At 44.9% G+C, this 19588-nt stretch carries 19 protein-coding genes; 10 read left to right on the top strand and 9 right to left on the bottom strand.

The window, feature by feature from the left end; all coding sequences use genetic code 11:
• The first annotated feature begins 83 nt into the window (after window positions 1-83).
• Window positions 84-827, top strand: coding sequence for a DUF4064 domain-containing protein (locus HU147_RS07330; RefSeq protein WP_224075625.1), 744 nt, complete (start codon window positions 84-86; stop codon window positions 825-827).
• 22 nt (window positions 828-849) lie between these two features.
• On the opposite strand, the gene HU147_RS07335 is transcribed toward HU147_RS07330, so the two are convergent.
• Window positions 850-1341, bottom strand: coding sequence for a GNAT family N-acetyltransferase (locus HU147_RS07335; RefSeq protein WP_036807488.1), 492 nt, complete (start codon window positions 1339-1341; stop codon window positions 850-852).
• Between the two features lie 96 nt (window positions 1342-1437).
• Between HU147_RS07335 and HU147_RS07340 the strand changes: the two genes are divergently transcribed.
• Together HU147_RS07340 and HU147_RS07345 are read left to right on the top strand one after the other, a co-directional pair.
• Window positions 1438-1890 (top strand): GNAT family N-acetyltransferase, encoded by a 453-nt coding sequence (locus tag HU147_RS07340; RefSeq protein ID WP_224075626.1) that lies wholly within the window; start codon window positions 1438-1440, stop codon window positions 1888-1890.
• A gap of 73 nt (window positions 1891-1963) precedes the next feature.
• The gene (locus HU147_RS07345) at window positions 1964-2329 is read left to right on the top strand and encodes a hypothetical protein (RefSeq protein ID WP_224075627.1); all 366 of its coding nucleotides are present in this window, start codon (window positions 1964-1966) and stop codon (window positions 2327-2329) included.
• 37 nt (window positions 2330-2366) lie between these two features.
• Here the strand turns inward: HU147_RS07345 and HU147_RS07350 are convergent, their stop codons facing one another.
• Entirely contained in the window at window positions 2367-3488 is a 1122-nt protein-coding gene (locus tag HU147_RS07350) for an MFS transporter (protein ID WP_224075628.1), read from the bottom strand.
• A 102-nt stretch (window positions 3489-3590) separates the two neighbouring features.
• Between HU147_RS07350 and HU147_RS07355 the strand changes: the two genes are divergently transcribed.
• The 4 genes from HU147_RS07355 to HU147_RS07370 all read left to right on the top strand — a co-directional run bounded on the left by HU147_RS07355 (window position 3591) and on the right by HU147_RS07370 (window position 6854).
• Window positions 3591-4496 carry a diacylglycerol/lipid kinase family protein gene (locus HU147_RS07355; RefSeq protein ID WP_224075629.1) on the top strand — a complete coding sequence of 302 codons (906 nt, stop codon included), beginning with the start codon at window positions 3591-3593 and terminating at the stop codon, window positions 4494-4496.
• A gap of 326 nt (window positions 4497-4822) precedes the next feature.
• A complete protein-coding gene (locus HU147_RS07360; RefSeq protein WP_224075630.1) occupies window positions 4823-5608 on the top strand; it encodes a helix-turn-helix domain-containing protein in 786 nt (261 codons plus the stop codon).
• Between the two features lie 169 nt (window positions 5609-5777).
• Window positions 5778-6557, top strand: coding sequence for a membrane protein insertase YidC (gene yidC / locus HU147_RS07365; RefSeq protein ID WP_224075686.1), 780 nt, complete (start codon window positions 5778-5780; stop codon window positions 6555-6557).
• A 42-nt stretch (window positions 6558-6599) separates the two neighbouring features.
• Window positions 6600-6854 (top strand): hypothetical protein, encoded by a 255-nt coding sequence (locus HU147_RS07370; RefSeq protein ID WP_224075631.1) that lies wholly within the window; start codon window positions 6600-6602, stop codon window positions 6852-6854.
• Between the two features lie 247 nt (window positions 6855-7101).
• On the opposite strand, the gene HU147_RS07375 is transcribed toward HU147_RS07370, so the two are convergent.
• Complete coding sequence (locus HU147_RS07375) at window positions 7102-8253, bottom strand: 3-phenylpropionate MFS transporter (RefSeq protein ID WP_224075632.1); 1152 nt, start codon at window positions 8251-8253, stop codon at window positions 7102-7104.
• A gap of 121 nt (window positions 8254-8374) precedes the next feature.
• Here HU147_RS07375 and HU147_RS07380 point away from each other — a divergent pair, with 121 nt between their 5' ends.
• Window positions 8375-9400 (top strand): M15 family metallopeptidase, encoded by a 1026-nt coding sequence (locus HU147_RS07380; protein ID WP_224075633.1) that lies wholly within the window; start codon window positions 8375-8377, stop codon window positions 9398-9400.
• 395 nt (window positions 9401-9795) lie between these two features.
• Here the strand turns inward: HU147_RS07380 and cls are convergent, their stop codons facing one another.
• From cls to HU147_RS07405, 5 genes are all read right to left on the bottom strand, one after another.
• The gene (gene cls, locus HU147_RS07385; RefSeq protein WP_224075634.1) at window positions 9796-11250 is read right to left on the bottom strand and encodes a cardiolipin synthase; all 1455 of its coding nucleotides are present in this window, start codon (window positions 11248-11250) and stop codon (window positions 9796-9798) included.
• Window positions 11251-11400: 150 nt separating this feature from the next.
• Complete coding sequence (locus tag HU147_RS07390) at window positions 11401-12231, bottom strand: squalene/phytoene synthase family protein (protein ID WP_224075635.1); 831 nt, start codon at window positions 12229-12231, stop codon at window positions 11401-11403.
• Window positions 12232-12426: 195 nt separating this feature from the next.
• Window positions 12427-13146 (bottom strand): HAD-IIB family hydrolase, encoded by a 720-nt coding sequence (locus tag HU147_RS07395; RefSeq protein ID WP_224075636.1) that lies wholly within the window; start codon window positions 13144-13146, stop codon window positions 12427-12429.
• Window positions 13091-14353: a glycosyltransferase gene (locus tag HU147_RS07400; protein WP_224075637.1), complete on the bottom strand. Its 1263-nt coding sequence runs from the start codon at window positions 14351-14353 to the stop codon at window positions 13091-13093. Before HU147_RS07400 ends, HU147_RS07395 begins: the two co-directional genes overlap by 56 nt.
• 177 nt (window positions 14354-14530) lie before the next feature.
• Window positions 14531-15385 carry an MBL fold metallo-hydrolase gene (locus tag HU147_RS07405; RefSeq protein ID WP_224075638.1) on the bottom strand — a complete coding sequence of 285 codons (855 nt, stop codon included), beginning with the start codon at window positions 15383-15385 and terminating at the stop codon, window positions 14531-14533.
• Between the two features lie 188 nt (window positions 15386-15573).
• Between HU147_RS07405 and HU147_RS07410 the strand changes: the two genes are divergently transcribed.
• Together HU147_RS07410 and HU147_RS07415 are read left to right on the top strand one after the other, a co-directional pair.
• Window positions 15574-16692, top strand: a complete 1119-nt coding sequence (locus HU147_RS07410) for an NAD(P)/FAD-dependent oxidoreductase (protein ID WP_224075639.1) — start codon at window positions 15574-15576, stop codon at window positions 16690-16692.
• A gap of 15 nt (window positions 16693-16707) precedes the next feature.
• Window positions 16708-18243: a GNAT family N-acetyltransferase gene (locus tag HU147_RS07415; protein WP_224075640.1), complete on the top strand. Its 1536-nt coding sequence runs from the start codon at window positions 16708-16710 to the stop codon at window positions 18241-18243.
• A 25-nt stretch (window positions 18244-18268) separates the two neighbouring features.
• Here HU147_RS07415 and HU147_RS07420 read toward each other — a convergent pair whose 3' ends face one another.
• On the bottom strand, window positions 18269-19483 hold the full coding sequence (locus HU147_RS07420; protein ID WP_224075641.1) for a helix-turn-helix domain-containing protein: 1215 nt from the start codon (window positions 19481-19483) through the stop codon (window positions 18269-18271).
• Between the last annotated feature and the right edge of the window lie 105 nt (window positions 19484-19588).

The raw sequence follows: 19588 nt of genomic DNA on the forward strand, positions 1-19588 counted from the left end.
AAGGGAATTGAATAGGTGAAAACAAAATCTCCTTTATGAACATGGTATTTTAATAGGAGAAATTTTTGAAAGAGGTGACTTAGATGGATAGTCAACGCGATGTAAGCAGAGGCGCAGAAAAGGCGCTGGGCATTATTGGAATCATTTTTAACCTTTTAACGATTGCACTACTTATCTTTTCCATTTTGAGCTTTGGAAACTTACAGAACAATGCAGAATTCCGTCAATACATGGAAGACGAACTGATGGCTGATCCAACATTGTCATCAAGCCCGGAACAAGTTGAAATGATTGTTGATGGAGTAATGGCAAGCTTTGGAGTGGTAGGCTGGATCATTGTTGCACTTCTAGCAATCAGTACAATCTTTGCCTTGCTGGCAGTTGCCCGCCTTGGAAGAAACCGCAATCCGAAGTTGGCCGGCATTTTCTTCATCATCGCCGGGTTGTTTGCAGGGATCTTGTCTTTGACTTCGATCCTGTTCTATATTGCTGCAATTATGTGCTTTGTCCGCAAACCGCGCAACAACGGCAGAGAGATCCGGGATGACGGCAGAGGGCTTCGAGACGATGACAGAAACAGCACAATGCGCCACGAAAACGAGAGATTGCGTGATGACAACCAGTCTCTTCACCGTGAAGAACAGCGCCTTCGTGAAAAAGAAAACGAGCTGCGTGAAAAAGAAGAGCAGCTTCAAAGAGAACGCCAAGTACGCCAAACAGAAGAACAGCTTTCAAAAGAAGACCTGGTCCAGCGCGAGGATTTAAAGCGCCGGGCAGACGAACGCCTGCGTAAAGACGGCGATGACACGCCGCGCAGACCTTTATAGAAATCAAAAAAACACCTGCTTTTTACAAAGCAGGTGTTTTTAAGTCGTATACATATTTGGCAGTCCGCAGCGGATGCCCTTCAAATAACTCTTCGAATTCCTCGACAAATTCAAAACCGTTTGCCTCATAGAAGTTTCGGCCTTTTGTATTTTCGCTTTCCACATAGACGAATAACTGTGACCCTTCAATAAGATAGGAAAGTCCGCTGTTTAACAGCTGCTTGCCATATCCATTGCGCTGGTATTGAGGTTTTAAATAAATGGCGATCAATTCCGCATCGCCGTCCTCATCCAGTTTAGTGAAATTGGCAAAACCGATCGGCTCGTCTTCGTGCATGGCCAAAAGCACAATGGTCCTATTTATTCGCATTTCCATCATGGAAGTTGAGTAGGATTTATCTAAAAAACTTTTTTGGACGGGGGAGGGGATAATGCCTTCGTACGTATCATGCCAGCTGACATAAGCTATTTCCTGGACAGATGCTATATCTTCAATCGTGCCTGCGCGAATCAATGTGATCACCTCTAAAATTCTTTACGTAATGATAACAAAAAATCACCCGAATAGCCAATGATGTGGAATAATGATAGAAAAAGGAGGAGATATGATTTGAACTGGGAGACCTATCATTTTGATGAACTGACAGCGAGCAAATTGTATGATTTTTTAAAGCTGCGTGTGGATGTATTTGTAGTGGAACAAAACTGTCCGTATCCGGAACTGGATGGGTTGGATCAGGAGTCCGTCCACCTGGCGTATACTGAAAACGGCCAAACTTTGGCGTATGCGCGGCTTGTTCCAGCAGGCATTAAATACGAACTGCCCTCGATCGGCCGGGTGATTGTCCATCCTTCTGCCAGAAGCCGCGGCTTAGCGAAAGAATTGCTTGTCAAAGCGATGGATTACATTGTGACAGAGTGGCAGGCGAATGAGATTCAACTTCAAGGCCAAGTATATCTCCAAAATTTCTATGAATCGTTCGGCTTTTTGCCAATATCCGAGGCTTATGATGAGGATGGCATTCCACATGTCGATATGAAGTTTACAAAAAATAAAATGTAGGGCCTTTTTATGTATATTTTATGAGGAAGCGGGTATATATCAAAAAGGTAGAAAATACAAAGGAGTGAATGGGATGGCAAGAGGCAGAGGATTACTGATTGCAGGTTTGGCAGCTGGCGCTTACTCGTATTTTAAGAAACCGGAAAATCGTGAAAAAGCGACTGTCGCTTTTAACAATGCGAAGACGAAGGTGAATTCATTTATGGAATCGCAAAACTTGGACAAACTGAATAAATCAGAGGCAGTATTGAACACGACCGATTCACGTGAAGATGAAAAAGTAACCGAGGCTACAAAGCCAGGTGTTCAGTACTACAACGAAAATGCACAAGACAAAAACACAAATACAAAATTATCATCGAACGATACAAGTGGGGAGAAAGCGGAGAACACCGATTCGCTCTCACCGGAACAACGGATCAATACAGATAATATATAAAAAAGGATGGTTTTCGAACCATCCTTTTTGCTGCCCATTATTTTTCTTTTGTCAGTAAAACCAGTGCTGCGGCAGTGAGCAATAATCCTCCGCTTACCATAAACCCTTCATTTGGATTTAACTCGAGGGCGCCAGTGAAACTGGATCCGCCCACTACTCCCAATGAAAAAAAAGCATAAAAGTAACCATAGGCTTTTCCGCGGAAATGGCTTTGGGTTGAATCAATCAATAGTGAATTGATGGAAGGGAATAAAAAGGCGAATCCGATTCCATAGAGGCACATAGTGGCATACATCCATGGAACAGCAGAGACGGAGCTCAATAGGAACAAGGAAGCCCCCATTACGGAAAATCCAAAAATGAGCGTTCGGATCGGAGCAATCTTATCAAAAATCCGATTAATCGGCAAAAGGAATACCAGGATTGCTGAAATGCCGAAAATGCTCAGCAACAAGCCGCTCATTTCGGAAGGATAGTTCAACCCTTCCACTTTTAACGGCAGCATGTATGCCAGTACGCCTTGGGAAAACATCAGGAAAAAAGCTCCGGAAAAAGCAATGAGCAGCCCGCGGTTCCATACGACAGGAGACTTGGGTTCTGCAGCTACTGTTTTTGCCATGATTTTTTGTTTTTTTAGAAGGAAAAAAGCGACGATTCCCAATGCCAAAAGAAGGGTTCCAGTTAAAGCCATCATTTCCGGCGTGCTTGTCCGGCTCGCATAAATGGCACCGAATGCCGGGCCGATAATGGCTGCAAGCCCAACAAATGCACCGGAAACCGCTGCACTTTTGCCGCGCTTTTGCTTATTGGCCGAGTTGGCCATATAGGTGAAAGCGGCAGGAACAGTCAATCCTGCTGCCAGCCCATGGACAAATCGAACCGCAAGCAAGCTATACGGGCCGTCTGCCCATGCATAGGTAAACAGCAAAATGCCGCTGGTTAGCAGACCGGTCACCAAAATAGCGTAAGGCCCTTTTTTATCAGAGAAAATGCCGGATAAAATATTCCCGATGACATTCGACAAAGAATACATTCCAACGGCCAACCCTGCCAAGAAAGGCGTAGCGCCGAGCGAAACGGCAAATGGGCTCATGATCGGCAACTGGGCAAAGAGGTCAAAGAAAGTGAAGAAAATGATGATCAATATAAAAAAACGCACAAGAAGCCCTCACCTTCAAAAATAAAATCTTCATGGATTAGTATTACCCCAAAGAAGGGTAAAAGAGAAGTATGACCACATTATAGCACCGGAGGTACCTACATGAAAAAAGCCATGTTTATCTTAAACCCATCTTCTGGTAAAGAGAAGGCTTCCGATTACCGGGAGCAAGTTGTCTTCACACTGGAATCTATGGGATATAGCGTTGATACAAGAGAAACAGAAAAGCAGGGAGATGCCACCCACTTCGCGCGGGAAGCAGCGGAACAGCAGTATGACTTTGTAGTAGCCATGGGAGGGGACGGCACGATCAATGAAGCGGTTTCCGGACTCGCTGAACAGCCGCATCAACCGCTTTTTTCCCTCATCCCACTTGGAACGGTGAACGATTTTGCACGGGCGCTTGGCATTTCGCTGGATCCGCCCCAAGCAATCGAAGCGTTAAAAAGTGGAACAGAAAAATGGGTGGATATCGCCAAAGTTGGAAAGCAGTACTTTATGAACATTTTGGCACTTGGGCAAATTGCAGAGTCCACTTATGAAGTATCTCCGGAACAGAAAACACGGCTTGGAGCTTTGGCTTATTTTATCGAAGGCGTTAAAGCGATTACATCAGATGCCGAAGAATACTTCACCGTGGAACATGACCACGGATATTGGGAAGGCGATGCCAAACTGGTATTGGTCGCACTGACCAATTCAGTGGGCGGTTTTGAGAAGCTGGCTCCTGAAGCATTGACTGATGATGGATTGCTTCATGTCTACATTGTAAAAAATGCGGCTTTGCCGGCTTTTGTCCGAATTGCTGGAGCGATGCTGATCGGAAAGCTCGAAAAAGATCCGGCAGTGGAAGTAATTCACACGACAAAGGTTTCAATCGGGACAAATGAACCAATGTTCTGTAATATTGATGGGGACGAAGGCTGTGCGACTCCATTTGTGATTGAAGTACTGCCCCGCCACATCCGTGCTTTAGTTCCACCGGACAAAGAAGAGTTAGAAGCATAAAAACACAAGCGCCGCTTAGCTTCCACTGTTTACTATAAAATGATAAAAGTAAAATGGCCGGCCATTTTCAAAGGGCCGGCCTTAAATTTGTCTTATAAAAAATGGCAATTACATAGTTTTTGTGAAACCTTTTTAGCAGTAATACGTTATATATAATATAGTTTTAGGGAATTTATTTCCTATTTGTAAGGACTAAGGTAAAAAATTCTTACTGTTTATGACAAAAAAATTTAAAATATATGGTAAAAACTATGTTATTCTAATCAATTTCGGTATATAGTAAAACTAACGGCTGCAAAATCTGTACAAAGAAAGACGGGGAAAACATGAATATTATCGCAGTGCCTACGATTCAAGAAACCATTTCCAAGATTTTCATGAATGAAAGCGAAACTTTGAGCCAATTCGAAGGGGTAGAAAAGTTTTACGAAATCGAAACTCAACTGATTTATGAAATCAATCATTTGGAAAAAGAACGTGCAAAACAGACACTGAGAGTCTTGATTGATTTGATTGCTGTTCGTTCTGGAAAAGAAACCATCCGGCAAGTACGCAACTACTATATCGTCTTGTCATCTGTAATGGCGCGTAAATTATTTGAAATGCGGGTTCCACCAAAGAAAGCGTTCGCTTTTAATGTAGCTTGTGTGGAATTAGTCGAAAAACACATGAACGATTCTGAATTCCTTTATGTAGCAGATGAATTGATCGAGTTCTTTACATCGATTATTTCTGAGCGCAAACAGCCTTCTTTTGGCCACCAGACGGTCAACAAAGTGGTAATGTTTATTAATGATGAGGTGGAACGCGACCTATCAGTGGAAGACATCGCAAAACATTTCAATATTTCCACAAGCCATTTGTCCCGCATCTTCAGAGAACATGCTGGTATAACGCTTGTAGAATACTTGAATGTTCGGCGAGTAGAAGAATCCCAATATTATCTGCGTCATTCAGATAAAGGGATTTCCGATATTTCCAAGCAATTTCATTTCTGCAACCAAAGTTATTTCACACGGATTTTCAAGAAATATACAACTGTCACGCCAAAACAATTCCGCGACAGCCAGCATATTCCGTACTTCCGCTATAATTTGCCAAACGCGAAATAAGGAGAAGCAATTCTCCTTTTTTTCTTGCCTTTTCGGAGGCAGTCTTCCAGTTGCAGCCGTATTTTCGTCACAACTGGCAAGAAAATAAATGCTTCTGGAGTGTCTGATTGAATTTTATGCGTCTTATAGGTATACTTCTTTATAGTTGAAAAAGGTGAAGGTGACTAAAGTGAAAAAGAAATTAACATTACTATCTTTGCTGACAGCGGCTGTGTTGCTGTTAAGCGGTTGTTCATCAGTAGAGAATAAAGAAGGATTTTTCTATTCGATTTTTGTAGCGCCATTTGATTTTTCCCTCGATTACTTAGGGGCTTTATTTAATGGGAGCTATGGCCTGGCAATTGTAGCGATCACGGTAATTATCCGTCTTGTTCTAATGCCGTTCATGCTGCGCACGTATAAGCGCCAACAAGGCATGAAAGTGAAAATGGACAAATTGCGCCCTGAGATGGAAGACATTCAAAAACGTTTAAAAGAAACAAAAGACAAAGAAGAACAGATGAAAATCCAGCAGGAAATGATGGGGCTTTATAAAAAGCATGATGTGAATCCATTGAATATGGGATGCTTGCCTGTCATTATTCAAATGCCGATCATCATGGGTCTATACTTTGCCATCCTTTATTCTCCGGATGTGAAATCCCACGAGTTCCTATGGTTCAACTTGGGAAGCCCTGATATTTTGATGACATTGATTGCTGGAGCGGTTTATTTCTTCCAGGCACGTGTATCGTTGTGGACCATGCCTGAACAGCAGCAGAAACAGATGAAGCTGTTCATCTATATTTCACCGATCATGATTATGTTTGTATCGTTCAGTTCGATGGCAGCTTTGCCTGTTTACTGGGCAGTCGGCGGTATCCTATTGATTATCCAAACATTCATTGGACGGAAATTCTACTCGAACCACCCGGAAGTGGCGTTGGAATCTGTAGAAGAGAAAAAATAATTAAGAATAGCCGGCAAATCTGCCGGCTTTCTTTTTTTGGAGATGAATTTAGTGAATAACAAATTGATTCAAGGACTGGCAATTGCAGCCCTCAGTGTGGCGTCGCTTGTTTTTCTGATTATGGGGAATCTCGAAGTCGCTGTTTTGTTTATGACATTGCTCTTCGTGTGTACCAACAGTTTCCGTTACCGCCAGATGAAGGAGCGGGGAATGGACCGGGAAGCCAAATGGATGCTCGGAATGGCCATTATTTTCGCCGTGTTATTTGTAGTGGTTTTGGCAATGATTTTTATATAAAGCGCAAAAAGCAGCACAAGCCTAGGGCATGTGCTGCTTTTCTTATAGGTTAATGCTGTCGTCAAACAGCTGATGGTTGTTCGGTATATTCGAATTTCTCTTTTTGGCGCTCTTCCAGTAAAGCATCCAATTGGTGCATGAGAATTAAGATGTCTTTTTCTGAGATTCGTTTCAAATTGCCCAGCTCCTTGTAATTGTATATACATAGGTATTCGTATATTTCACAGGACTTTTGGGGGTCGGAATATTAATATTGAAACTTTTTCCGAGTCGCTAACACCACAATGATAGCCGGCAATGAAAAGCTGACCATGCCAAGAAACGAAAGGCCGGGGGAAATTTCATACAGGAAGCCGCCTGGAATCGTCAAAAGAGCAACACTTAAGCTCATGGCAAAAGCTGCATACATCCCTTGCGCTGCAGGCATATGGCTAGGTGCAAGTTTTTGGGAAATATATTGGATAAAGGCAAAATGGGCAACACCGAATGACAAAGCATGAAGTGCCTGCGACAAGATGAATACCCAGACGGATGGGAAGAGAAAAACCAGAATCCAACGCAAAGTAGAGCCGGCACCGGCCAATAAAAACATGGAGGAGACACTCCAGTTCCGGAACACATGATCCGCTTTTGCAAAAAAGAGGATTTCAAACAAAATAGCGATATTCAAGATAAATCCGATGTAAAAGCTGCTGACGCCTGTGTCCTGGAGATACAGAAATCCAAAATTGTAATAAGCGGCATGTGCTCCTTGGAGCAGGGTTGCCACCAATAGCAGGGTTAAAAAGGATTTGGATTTCAGCAGTTTTTTAGCTGCGTGTTTGCTGTCGCGGTTTTTCGGTTTTGGTTTAATCTGCAGTTGAGCGGGAGAGGTAGCAGATAAAGTCACGGCCATAAAGAGAAGGCCGGCCAGCATGACCCATAAAATGGCCCCTTCCTGCCAAAGAGCTGTTGCGCCTCCCACAATCAACAGCGCAATCGTGTATCCGAGCGAGCCGTAAGAACGGCTTTTGCCGTAATGAACCTGTTCGGTCTGCATCAAGACAGTAGCTCCGCTTTCCATTCCCGGAAGAATATTCGGATAAACCATATTAAATAAGAACGTAATGGCAAAGAGCAGGATATAGGAATTTGCCGGTATGTATAAAGCCATAATTACTACAGAAGCGAAAGCCAGAAGCTGCATAAGCTTCCCTAGTGATAACAGGCGAGTCAGCAAAGGGAAAAACAAGAAAGTGGAGAGGGCACGTGCCGCCATACCGGCCCCTAAAATGATGCTTGCAGCTGAAACGCTCAATCCTTTTTCATTGGTCAGCCAGCCAGTCCAGTATGGCAGGAATACCCCCCAAGTGAAAAAGAAGGCAAAAAAGTTAAGTGAAAGCCATTTTTGATTGTTCATAATCGATAACCTCATATTCCATTAAACTTCTAATTTCAGTATATCGGATGTCCAAGGGTTAGGGGAGAAATCCGGCGGAAGAAATGGTAGAATAAGAAAGAATTAGACAGAAAGAAGGCACATGATGAAATCACGCTCTCCGATAAATCCAAAAAATAAAAAAGCATATATAAAGTGGGCATCGATAGCTGCCGCCGCTTTGGTGGCGCTGGTCGCCGTATTCTGGCTCTATACCGAGGAAAAAAGTACAGATCCGGTGAATAATAATAGTGCAACAGCTCCGTCCCAAAGCCAGCAGCCGGCAACTTCGGAAGACAGTCCTGAAGAGAAAGCAGCGAAAGAGGAGGCTGCCAAAGAACAGGCAGCAAAAGAGAAAGCCGCGGAAGAACAAGCAGCAAAAGAGAAAGCAGCTGAAGAACAGGCGGCGAAAGAGAAAGCGGCCGAAGAAAAAGCGATAAAAGAACAAGCATCGAAAGAAGCAGCAGAAAAGAAAGTCGCCGAAGAACAGGCAGCGAAAGAGGTTGCAGAAAAGAAAGCTGCTGAAGAAAAAGCCGCAGAACAAAAGGCAGCTTCCGGCAAAAAACTGGATGCTACCCAATACGCGGAAGATACGGCGCTGCCTTCAAAACCGACAATCATATCCGGTGTTTTATTAGCGAACAAGCAACATCCGTTGCCGGCGACTTATGCACCCGGTGAAGTAAAAGAGGCAAGAAGTGCATTTGAATCCATGCGGGCGGATGCGTTAAAGGCCGGCATCGATTTGACGGCTTTCAGCACATACCGGGGTTTTGACCGCCAAAAAGAATTATATGCCGGCTATGTAGCAAAAGACGGCCAGCAAGCTGCGGACCGTTACAGTGCACGGCCAGGATATTCCGAGCATCAAACAGGACTCGCGTTTGACATCGGCGAATCCGGACAAGAACAGCATTGGGCTTCATCTTCTTTTGGTGATACCAAAGGCGGAAAATGGCTGAAGGACAATGCCCATAATTATGGATTCATCCTCCGTTATCCAAAAGGCGCGGAAAACATTACAGGCTATATGCACGAATCCTGGCATTACCGTTATGTTGGGAAAAAAGTGGCTACCGATATTCATTCCAAAGGAATTACATTAGAAGAATACCTTGGAGTAAATTAAAAGATCGTCTCCTCCGGGAGACGATCTTTTAATTTGTAGACAAAGTATAAATGAATAGAGGTGCATAAAACCAACCGGACCGGCTACTGCGCTTTCCCGCGGGAGTCTCCGCTGTTTTACTCCATATCAAGAAAGGGCAGGAAACTACAGGGTGCTTGATTTTCCCGCTTCTTTACACGTGACATCTTGTAAAGAAGCAGGAAAATGGAATGAAGCGGAAGGCGGCGACTTCTGCGGGAAAGCGAAGCCGTCGAGACCCTGGAGTCGCAAAGCGACGAAGCGGCTCGGCGCGAGCCCGCGAAAAGCGTCCGCCTGAAGCGGAATGTGTCAGACTGTCAGGGGTTCTCGACAGTCTAAAAAGATCGTCTCCTCCGGGAGACGATCTTTTTTATCGTTTAGAGAATCGGCGATAACAGTCTGGCAATCGATTCTTTTGTTTTGATCATTCTTGTTCGTGCATAGTAAAGGCCAAGTGTCAGCTCTTCGGATAGCTCCATATCCTGATAGAACAATTCGGCCAGTTCACTAGAGACTTTATGGTCGTAAATAAAAGCATTCACTTCAAAATTCAGCTTGAAGCTGCGGACATCAATATTGGCTGTACCGACCGTTGAAACTTTGTCGTCCACCACGATCATTTTCGTGTGAAGAAAACCATTGTCGTAGATAAACACACGGGCACCGGCTCGCAGCATCTGGCCGGCATAAGAATAAGTCGCCCAGTATACAAAAGGGTGATCCGGTTTGTTCGGGATCATGATGCGCACATCAATTCCCGATAACGCCGCAATCCGCACCGCGTCGTAAAAGCTGGGATCTGGTATAAAGTAAGGCGTCTGGATATAGATGTATTCCTCCGCCATGTTGATCATTTTCAAATAACCGTCTTTTATTTGCTCCCATTCTTCGTCAGGGCCGCTCGAAACGATCTGCATTGCCGTCTCCCCCTTTTTAGGAACTAGGGGAAAGAAAACTTCGTCGTACTCGATGTCATTTCTTGCAGAAGCCTGGTTCCAGTCCAAGATAAAACGTGTCTGCAAAGGATGCAAGGCACTTCCTTCGAGGCGAAGGTGAGTGTCCCGCCAATAGCCGAATTTCCGGCTTAAGCCCAGGTATTCGTCCCCTACATTGAACCCGCCGATATAACCAACCCGGCCATCAATGACCACTATTTTTCGGTGGTTCCGGTAATTCAAGCGTGGGTTGATAATAGGCAAAATGGAAGGGAAGAAAGTTTCCACTTCGCCGCCTGCCTTGATAAATTCTTTGAAATGCTTTTTGCTGATTCGGCGTGAACCCATATCATCATACAATAATCGTACTTTAACGCCTTCTTTCGCTTTGGCAGTCAAAGCATCCATTATCCGGTTGCCTAGTTGATCCAGCCGGAAAATGTAGTATTGAATATGGATATGGTGCTTTGCTTGCTCGATATCGTGGATTAACGAATCGAATTTAGCCCGCCCGTCATTGAAAATTTGGACAGCGTTGTCCTGTGTCAACACAGCTCCATTATTTCTTAGGTGCAAATACACCAGGTCCTGATAATGCTGCACCTGGGGATCTTTGAACGGAAATTCGTTGTCATGCAGGTCGTTCATCTGATGGGCGATTAGGCTTTCTATTCCGACGCGTTCCCGGCCTTCCCATTTAAAGAGCGTTTTTTTCCGAAGCCGTCTTCCTAACAGAAGATAGATAAAGAACCCGAAAATAGGAATGAAAAATAAGACCAGAATCCAGGCCCAAGTAGAAGTCGCGTCCCGGCGCTCGAGAAAAACAAGCGCTGCGGCAAGAAAAATATTAAGTATAAGTGTTGCAGCAGTTAGGATACTTAAGATTGATGCAGTCATAGTTTTCCCTCATTCTTTTAAAAGATCTGTATAACCAGTATAGACTATATGGCCGAAAGGAAGAAGGGAAGAGGACGTTCCGTTAAGTAAATACAACTTAAAAATATGGAAAATAAAAACATTCAACAGTGAGTTGAATGTTTTTACGGCTTAATCGATTTTTTCTTCTTGTTTCAACTGCTCGACAATGCCTTCCACTTCTTTGCGGGTGATTTTTTCCTTGCCTGATTTCAAAGCTTTTAATGTGCTATGGGCAAGTGCAAGCGGAACTTTGCAGAACATCAAAATGCGTTTATTTTTAATGGACTTAACGTATAAGTCGGCTTGAGCCAAATTATCATTGGCGTAATTGAACATATCATCACGGTTCCAGCCGTCTGGAACAAATGTAACGCCGCGTTCGAGATCTTCATCGTAGTTGCGCAGCATATTGACGGCTTGCAATCCGCGTCCAAAAGCAATGGCGAGCTCCGGATCGGTTTCCGTGCCGTCGTGCCATTTCCATAAATCGGACAGCATCGTACCGACAAGGCCGGCGACATAATAAGTATAATCATCCAGCTCTTCTTTTGTTGTAATGACCCATTTTTTCTCTACCCATTTTGCCATTCCGCCGGCCATGATAGCGGTAGATTCATTGATTTTACCAACAATCTCCTCGGGGCAAACGCTGATCCAGTCAGCAAGGCGCTGAGTTACAGGAGGCAAAATATGTACATATGGACGGATTAGTTCCTGATAACGATCCCGGTCGAATTCCGTGTGAAGCATTTCACTGATAGCCAGCAGCAAATGCTGTTTGATGTCGTCGTCCATTTCAGGATGGTCTTCAATTTCGTCGATTGCGCGCATACAAAGATAAGCGGAAGCGACGGTTTTTTTTAATGTCGGTTCCAAAAAATTGATTGGGATGAAAAAAGTCCGGCTCGTTTCTTTCAACATGACCATGGACTCTTTTTGCAAATTCGCGACTTTACTCATCTCAATTCCTCCTGTTCGTAGGCAAGATATAAGCTTCGTACAGATAGTGTGATATAGCGGCACTGCTTTAAATCACGAAACTGCCTTTCTACTAAATATAAACCAAATAGCTAAAAAAACAAATATTTACTCGAAATAACGGATGGCAACGCATGAAAATAACCTTTTCCAGCCGCTCTAAAGGGCTGGAAAAGGTTAATCGGAATGAAAGTGTGTCCATGCCTCATGTATGCCTCCGGCAAAGCCTTTTTTCGCCCGGAAAATACGAGGATGCTCATCGCTTTCCAATAATTCAGGCTGGGCATTGCCCACAATGACAGAAGGGAAGCCAAGCGTCAGCATTTCCAAATCATTGCCGGAATCACCTGCAACAAGAAGTTTGGCATCTTCAACTTTGTATTTGTCGAGAAGGTACTGAAGGGCGCGGCCTTTGCCGCTTTCTTCCGGTACAATATCAACATCTTTGCCGCCGCTGAAAATCAACTTATGCGGAATGCCAGACGCCGCCAGCTTGTTCTTAAACTCTTCAACCGGTTCTGCATCTGTAACGTAATAAGAACAGCGGTTTTCCAAAAACATCGGCTGTTTGGTAAGGCCGGGAACGGTCGAAGCAATAGCATGAATTTCTTCCGGCATCCAATTTTCCTGGATCCGTTTTTCCCATTCCAAGTCTTTTTCGAATGAGTTGCCGATATAAATACTAGAGCCCACATCCGTAACCAAGATATCTGGAATCGGAAGATTCTCTTCTTCAATTAGCGACAATGCGGAATCGTAGTATCGGCCAGTAATGTAAATCAAGGAAACGTCATAAACCTGTTGTTCATAAAACTCCAGCAATTGCTGGAGGCCGTCTGGGTCACCCACCAGTGTTCCATCCAGGTCGGTTGCCAGTATATGTTTTGTTTTCTGCACTTGTAATCACCTCATACATTGAATTGACACGATTTGAAATAGATGTCCAGTCAAAATCACGGTTGGCAATACGAACAGCCTGACGGCTCAAACGCTCAACCAACAATGTGTTTTTTGACAATACTTCCATTGCAATGGCCAAATCTATTTCATTTTTCGGTTCAACCAAAAGTCCGGTAATGCCGTTTTGTACTACATTTTTCAATCCGCCGACATCCGAGGCGATTACAGGGCTTCCGCAAGCTTGTGCTTCTGCGGCTACCATGCCGAACGATTCGTAATAACTTGGCACAATGGTTGCAGTCGCAATATTGAATAACAGCGAAAGCTGCTCTTGTGATTGAGGTCCTAAAAATTCCACGTGCTCTTCGATTCCTTTGACGGCATTGCGCAATTTTTCATCAAGCGGCAAACGTGTTTCTACATCAATGGCGTCTTCTTCACCGCCAGCAATTAACAGACGCGGTCTTAAGCTTTCGTCACCTTTTTGGATGAGCAATTGGAATGCTTCCAACAAAGTGAAAATGCCTTTTGTTTCTTCCAATCTGCCAGCGAAAACAAAGAGGGGGGCGTCATAGCCGGCTTTTTTTCTGAGATGTGTACGGATTCCACGCACTTTGAATGCTTGGTCAACTCCAATGGGGATTACTTTAATAGGAGAAGGCGAGTTGACATTGTGTTGAATCAACTGTTTTTCATTGTTGGTTGTTGCCAACACTTCATCTGCAACTTGTAAAATTGCTCTTTCCGCTTTTATGCGGCGAGCGTCCCGAATCCCTGTCGCTTTCGCTTTTGCCCAGCCCAGTGAATGGGAAGTATGGACAAGCGGGAGGCCGAATTCTTCTTTTAATCGTTTGCCGATCAAGCCGGACAGCCAGTAATGCGTGTGGACAAGATCATATGAAGAAAGCAGCAGCGTGCTTTTCATTTCTTTATAAAATGCTGGAAGCATTGTGTACATTTCATCTTTTGACACGAAACCTTTATGGCCTGCTTCAATACGGATTACGCGGCAGGCAGTCCCGAATTTTTCGATTTGCGGTGCTGAAGCGTCGCACCAATGTGTAACGACATCTATTTGCCAGCCATTTTTTTCAAGGGCAAGAGCTAATTGTTTTACGTAATTATTTTGGCCACCGGCTTGTTTACCGCCTAATTTTGCCAGCGGATCTCCGTGGTCAGAAACAAATAGCGCCTTTTTCGTCATCGTGCTCATCTCCATTCCTTATAATAACAGTTTCTAAAAAAAACGAGACTGGACTATTTGTATTCCCTTTTTAGAAATATCTAAACATTAAATTTTTAATTCTTTTCGGGTCTCTAAGATTTTGAAAGAAATAACCGTAAAAACCCCCTGAAAGCAGTACTTTCAGGGGAGCTGCAGTTATTGGGCTTTTGGCTGTTCTACAAATTTTCCGTATTTTGGTACAGCAACTTCCTGAAAATTATTGGCTAAGTTTACTAAACCTTTCGCAAGGGCAGCGCCGCGCATCGGTTTTCCATGGCCGGTTGCAGCTACTGAAGGTCGAAGCTCGACAATCTTGACAACGGATTCCCAAGCTGAACGCCAATCAGGCGTTAAGTAAACCGGCGGGCCGTGCACTTCCCGTTTTTGCGTCAGCACTTTGTAAAGCGAATCTTGTTTGACGGTGACAAATGCGTCGCCGGCAAGCAATACTCGTCCATGAGGCCGGAATAAAGAGACATGTCCTTCAGTATGGCCGGGTGTATGAATCCATTTCCAACCCGGCATTTCGGGAACCGTGCCGTTAGCCGGCAATTCGTGGAGATGTGCAGAAATGTCAATTGCCTTATACGGGAATTCCCATGACATTTTGGCTACCGTTCCACCGTCCACTTTATGATCCGGTGCCGGATAATCGGAAGCCCCTTTTAAGTATGAAAATTCAAGAGGATGGGCATAGACCGGAACCCGATGTTCTTCAAGGATGTCAATCAAACCGCCGACATGGTCAAAATGGCCATGTGTCAGGATGATGGCTTTTAAGCGATGGTCGGGTCCGAAAAGGTCTGCGGCTTTGGATAGGATGCGATGCCCCGATCCTGGCATTCCGGCATCGACCAATACCCATTCGTTACTGATTTCGGGATTGCCGATAAAAAAGACGTTTGCTATTTGGGTGGTATAGCAATAAACCCCGGGTACCACTTCAGTGCCAGATCCATCCCGGATGGATGTTACCGGCAAGATTTTTTCAGTTGATGAACTTCTTTCCATTCAAATTCCTCCTTCAAGGTTCCTCGTATGATTCTATATATTGCTTTACCCCAAAACTGGATTTCAAATCACCTAACGCAGGCTTTTAAAGGGGAGCTGTTTGAGTAAAGACAGTATCTCCAGTAAAATGAAGACATATAGAAACTTGAAACAAAGTGGAATAAAAAAATAGGAACTAGGTGTTATACATGAAATCAGTCATTATTATCGGCTCTGGCATACTGGGTGCTTCTGCCGCTTACCATGCTGCAAAATTAGGTTCAACTGTCACATTGATCGACCGCGAAGACGCCGGACAAGCGACCGGTGTAGCGGCAGGCATCGTCTGCCCCTGGATTTCGCAGCGCAGAAACAAGGCATGGTACGGCCTGGCAAAAAGCGGAGCCGCTTATTATCCGGAGTTAATAACGGAACTGGAACAGCTGGGCGAAAAAGACACCGGCTATAAGCAGGTGGGCATTGTCAGCATCCATGAAGAAAGCAAATTGGACAAAATGGAAGCGAAAGCGTATGAACGCCGGGAAGATGCTCCGGAAATGGGGGAAATCAACCGTTTGTCTCCCGTTCAAACGAAAGAGCTGTTTCCTTTTGCCTCAGATGAATATGGGTCTTTGTTTGTCAGCGGAGCGGCGCGTGTGGAAGGCCATGCGGTCAGGGATGCTTTGATCCGCGCAGCTGTGAAACTCGGTGCCAGAAAAGTTACGGGCAATGCCCGATTGATTATAGAAGACTCAGAAGTGACAGGAGTCCGCACAGAAACAGAAGAGTTTTTTGCAGACAGCATCGTTTCAGTAGGCGGCGCGTGGGCGGCTGAATTGTTTGAACCGCTCGGATTGGCTTTGGACATTGTTCCGCAAAAAGCCCAAATTCTTCATATGCATGTAGAAGAAGACTCGGTAGTCGACTGGCCGGTGGCAATGGTGCCTTACGGCTTGTATGTTGTGCCTTTTTCAGGCGGCCGCATCATGGCTGGTGCAACACATGAAAATGATGCCGGATTTGATACGAAGCTGACCGCCGGCGGCATCCATCACATTCTGGATAAAACATTGGACGCTGCTCCGGGGCTCGCTGCTGCAGAAGTGACAGGAGCCGGCACCGGATTCAGGCCGTCCACCCAAAGCGCATTGCCGGTGATTGGCCGGGTCCCGGGCCATCAAAACTTGTATATGGCCAATGGCCTCGGCTCTTCCGGCTTAACGGCTGGACCTTATATGGGCAAAGAACTGGCGAAGCTGGCAATTGGGCAACCTATCGACATCGATTTGAGTCTATATAAAGTAGAAGAAGTATTCCGGGAAAAATAGGAAGGCGGGAATCGTGTGTATTGGTGCAAAGTTGCTCGGACACAAGCTGAATTTGACGAAATCGCCAAATTGAATTATGAAACCTTCGTAGAAGAAATCCCACAGCACGACCCGGATCCTTCCGGCGCACGCATTGACCCTTTCCATAATCAAAACACCTATTTGATTGTGCTGTCGGATACCGCCATTGTCGGCATGATTGCCCTTCGCGACGAACGCCCGTTTTCGCTTGACCGGAAAATCGGGGCAGTAGAAACGTTTCTTCCGCATTTTGAGAGAATGTGCGAGATCCGGCTGATGGCGGTCCGCAAGCCACATCGCAATGGCCGCGTATTTTTCTTGCTGGCCCGTGCGCTGTCCGATTACTGTTTTGAAGAGGGGTATGACGCTGCCGTCATTTCAGGAACCACGCGGCAATTAAAGCTTTACGGCCAAATCGGTTTTCAAGCGTTTGCGGAGCCGGTGGGCCAAGGAGAAGCGATGTTCATTCCGATGGTGACAACGCGCCGGCAATACGCAGAATCTGTAGCAGCGAGGCTGCAGACCAAAAGAAAATTATTTCATCCAGGGCCTGTGCAGTTGACCGAAGAACTCGCAGCGCCTTTTCAGGACCAACCGGTATCCCACCGGTCTTCCACATTCCAGGCGCTTTGCCAGGAAGTACGAAACCGGCTGCAGCTATTGGCAGAAGCGAATCCGCATCTATTGGCCGGAAGCGGCACATTGGCCAATGAAGCGATGATTGCCCAGTTGAAAAAGGAACAAGCAAAAGGATTGATTCTTGTAAACGGGGAATTCGGCAAGCGGCTGAAAGAACAAGCCGTCAGGTGGCAGCTTTCTTTTGATATGTTGGAGGAATCATGGGGCCATGCTTTCTCATTGGATCAAATCAAGGGGAAACTTGCTGGCGGAGAATACGGCTGGCTGCTGATGGTGCACGGGGAGACGTCAGTCGGCATGCTGAATGATTTGGATGCTATAGGGGAATTGTGTGTGGATGTTGGAGTGAAATTATGTGTAGATGCTGTCAGCACATTCGGCGCTCTTCCGTTTTCATTGAAGAACACTTGGCTCGCCACGGCGGTAAGCGGAAAAGCGGTTGGCACCGTAAGCGGCTTAGCGATTGTTTTTTCTCACCACACAATTGAACCCGATCCGCTGCTGCCTGCTTATCTCGATATTGGCTTGTATGGCAATAAGGTGCCGTTCACTTTGTCTTATCCGCTGTTGAAAAGTTTCAAGGAGGCGCTGGGTGCCTATCCAAAAAGGTATTCACTCTTAAAGGAACGCTTTGAAATGATGAAAATGGCAACTGCCACTTGGCCGGCTTTAGCAGATGGCTATCCCATGCTGCTCACGTTCAAAGCGGAAACGGACTTCAAACAGTTTCCGCTTGATGCCCACTTGTCGGGTTTTGAGCTGCACGCCAAAAGCGGCTATTTGAAAGAGCGCAATTTATTTCAGATTTCCTGTATTCAGCCAAGTTTTGAAGTAGATTGGGAATCGCTCATGAAATTTCATAAAGTTTATACGGAGTATCACCAACTATAAAAACCCGCCGGCCGGCGGGTTTTTTCTATTGGACAATTTGCGCATATACATCCAGGATGAATTTTTTGTAAGGCAAGTCCAGCATCGGTTCGATGTTTTCTTTGGCAATTGCCGCATGCTTTACCGCTAAATCATGTTGGCCTTGCTGTTCATAAATCAGCGCCAAGTACGCGTCTTTTTCGTAATTCATCGATAAGTCGTAAGGGTGGTGAAGGTGTTCGTAAATCTGGTGCTTTTTTAACCAGAAAAGCGCTTCATCTAATTTTCCTTGCCCATATAACGCTTTTCCTTTCTCCATGTAAAACTGGAAATTGTCTTCGTCCTTGTATTTTTCGAGGTTGATATCAATAATTTTCTCAGCTTTTTCGTATTCATGCACAAAGGAAACTAAATAATGGGCCTCCAGTAAATCGAGAGTCGTTTCAATTATTTCATCTTCCGAGAACTCCGCGAACAAACGAAGCTTGCCGACGTAATAGTCTTTGCGTTCAATATCGTTGGATAGCATGGCATGAAAACTCATCACCCGGTAAAGGTCATTGATCTTGTAGTAAATCTGGCGTTCCCGTGAATAATCGATTCCTTCTTTTAAAACCCGCAGCGCTTCGGCATCTTCTCCGACGGCAAAGTACAGAATGGCTTCGAGGAAATCGAAGTCGAGCTTTTTCAAGGAATCAATGACGGCATCCCGTTCTTCAAAAGAACGCCGTGAGTCTTGGAGCATTTTTAAGGCTTCCGTATATTCATGTTGCTGGAACGTTACCATCGCCCGGAACATATGGACATCGGCGCTGTTATTGACCAAATGCAGCCCTTCGTACATGGCTTCCGCCCGTTCCAATACCAGTTGCCAGTCCGGGAGCTTTGCGTAATATCGGCAGCGGCTATAGATTTCCAAAAGCCGGGCGGACTCGTAGCGGTACGGGAGTTTTTCGGCATACGGTTCGATTTTATCGACAATCGCTTTAAAATCATCCGGCTGGTACAGATCTGCTTTATAAAGCGTTTCAACTTCCTGGAGAAGTTCGCGCAGTTCCGTTGTCGGCACTTCCTCAAGCAATTCATTTGAATGGACCCCGAGCTGCCCTGCTATATAAGCCAAGCTTTCCATAGAAGGTTTGGCTTTATTGTTTTCTATCAAGCTGAGCATGCCTTTCGTCATGACATCGCCTGCGAGCGTCTGCAAGGTGAGGCCTTTTTCTTTGCGCAATTTCTTGATGCGTTCGCCTAATGTTTCCACTTTATCACCTCTTTTAAATATTAGTTTAATTATATTAAACTTTTTATTGCATTGCCAGTTTTCGTGTGTTATATTTTGTTTAATTAAATTAAACTTATGTAAAAG

This window comes from Planococcus chinensis (assembly GCF_020071995.1).
GTDB lineage: Bacteria > Bacillota > Bacilli > Bacillales_A > Planococcaceae > Planococcus > Planococcus chinensis_A.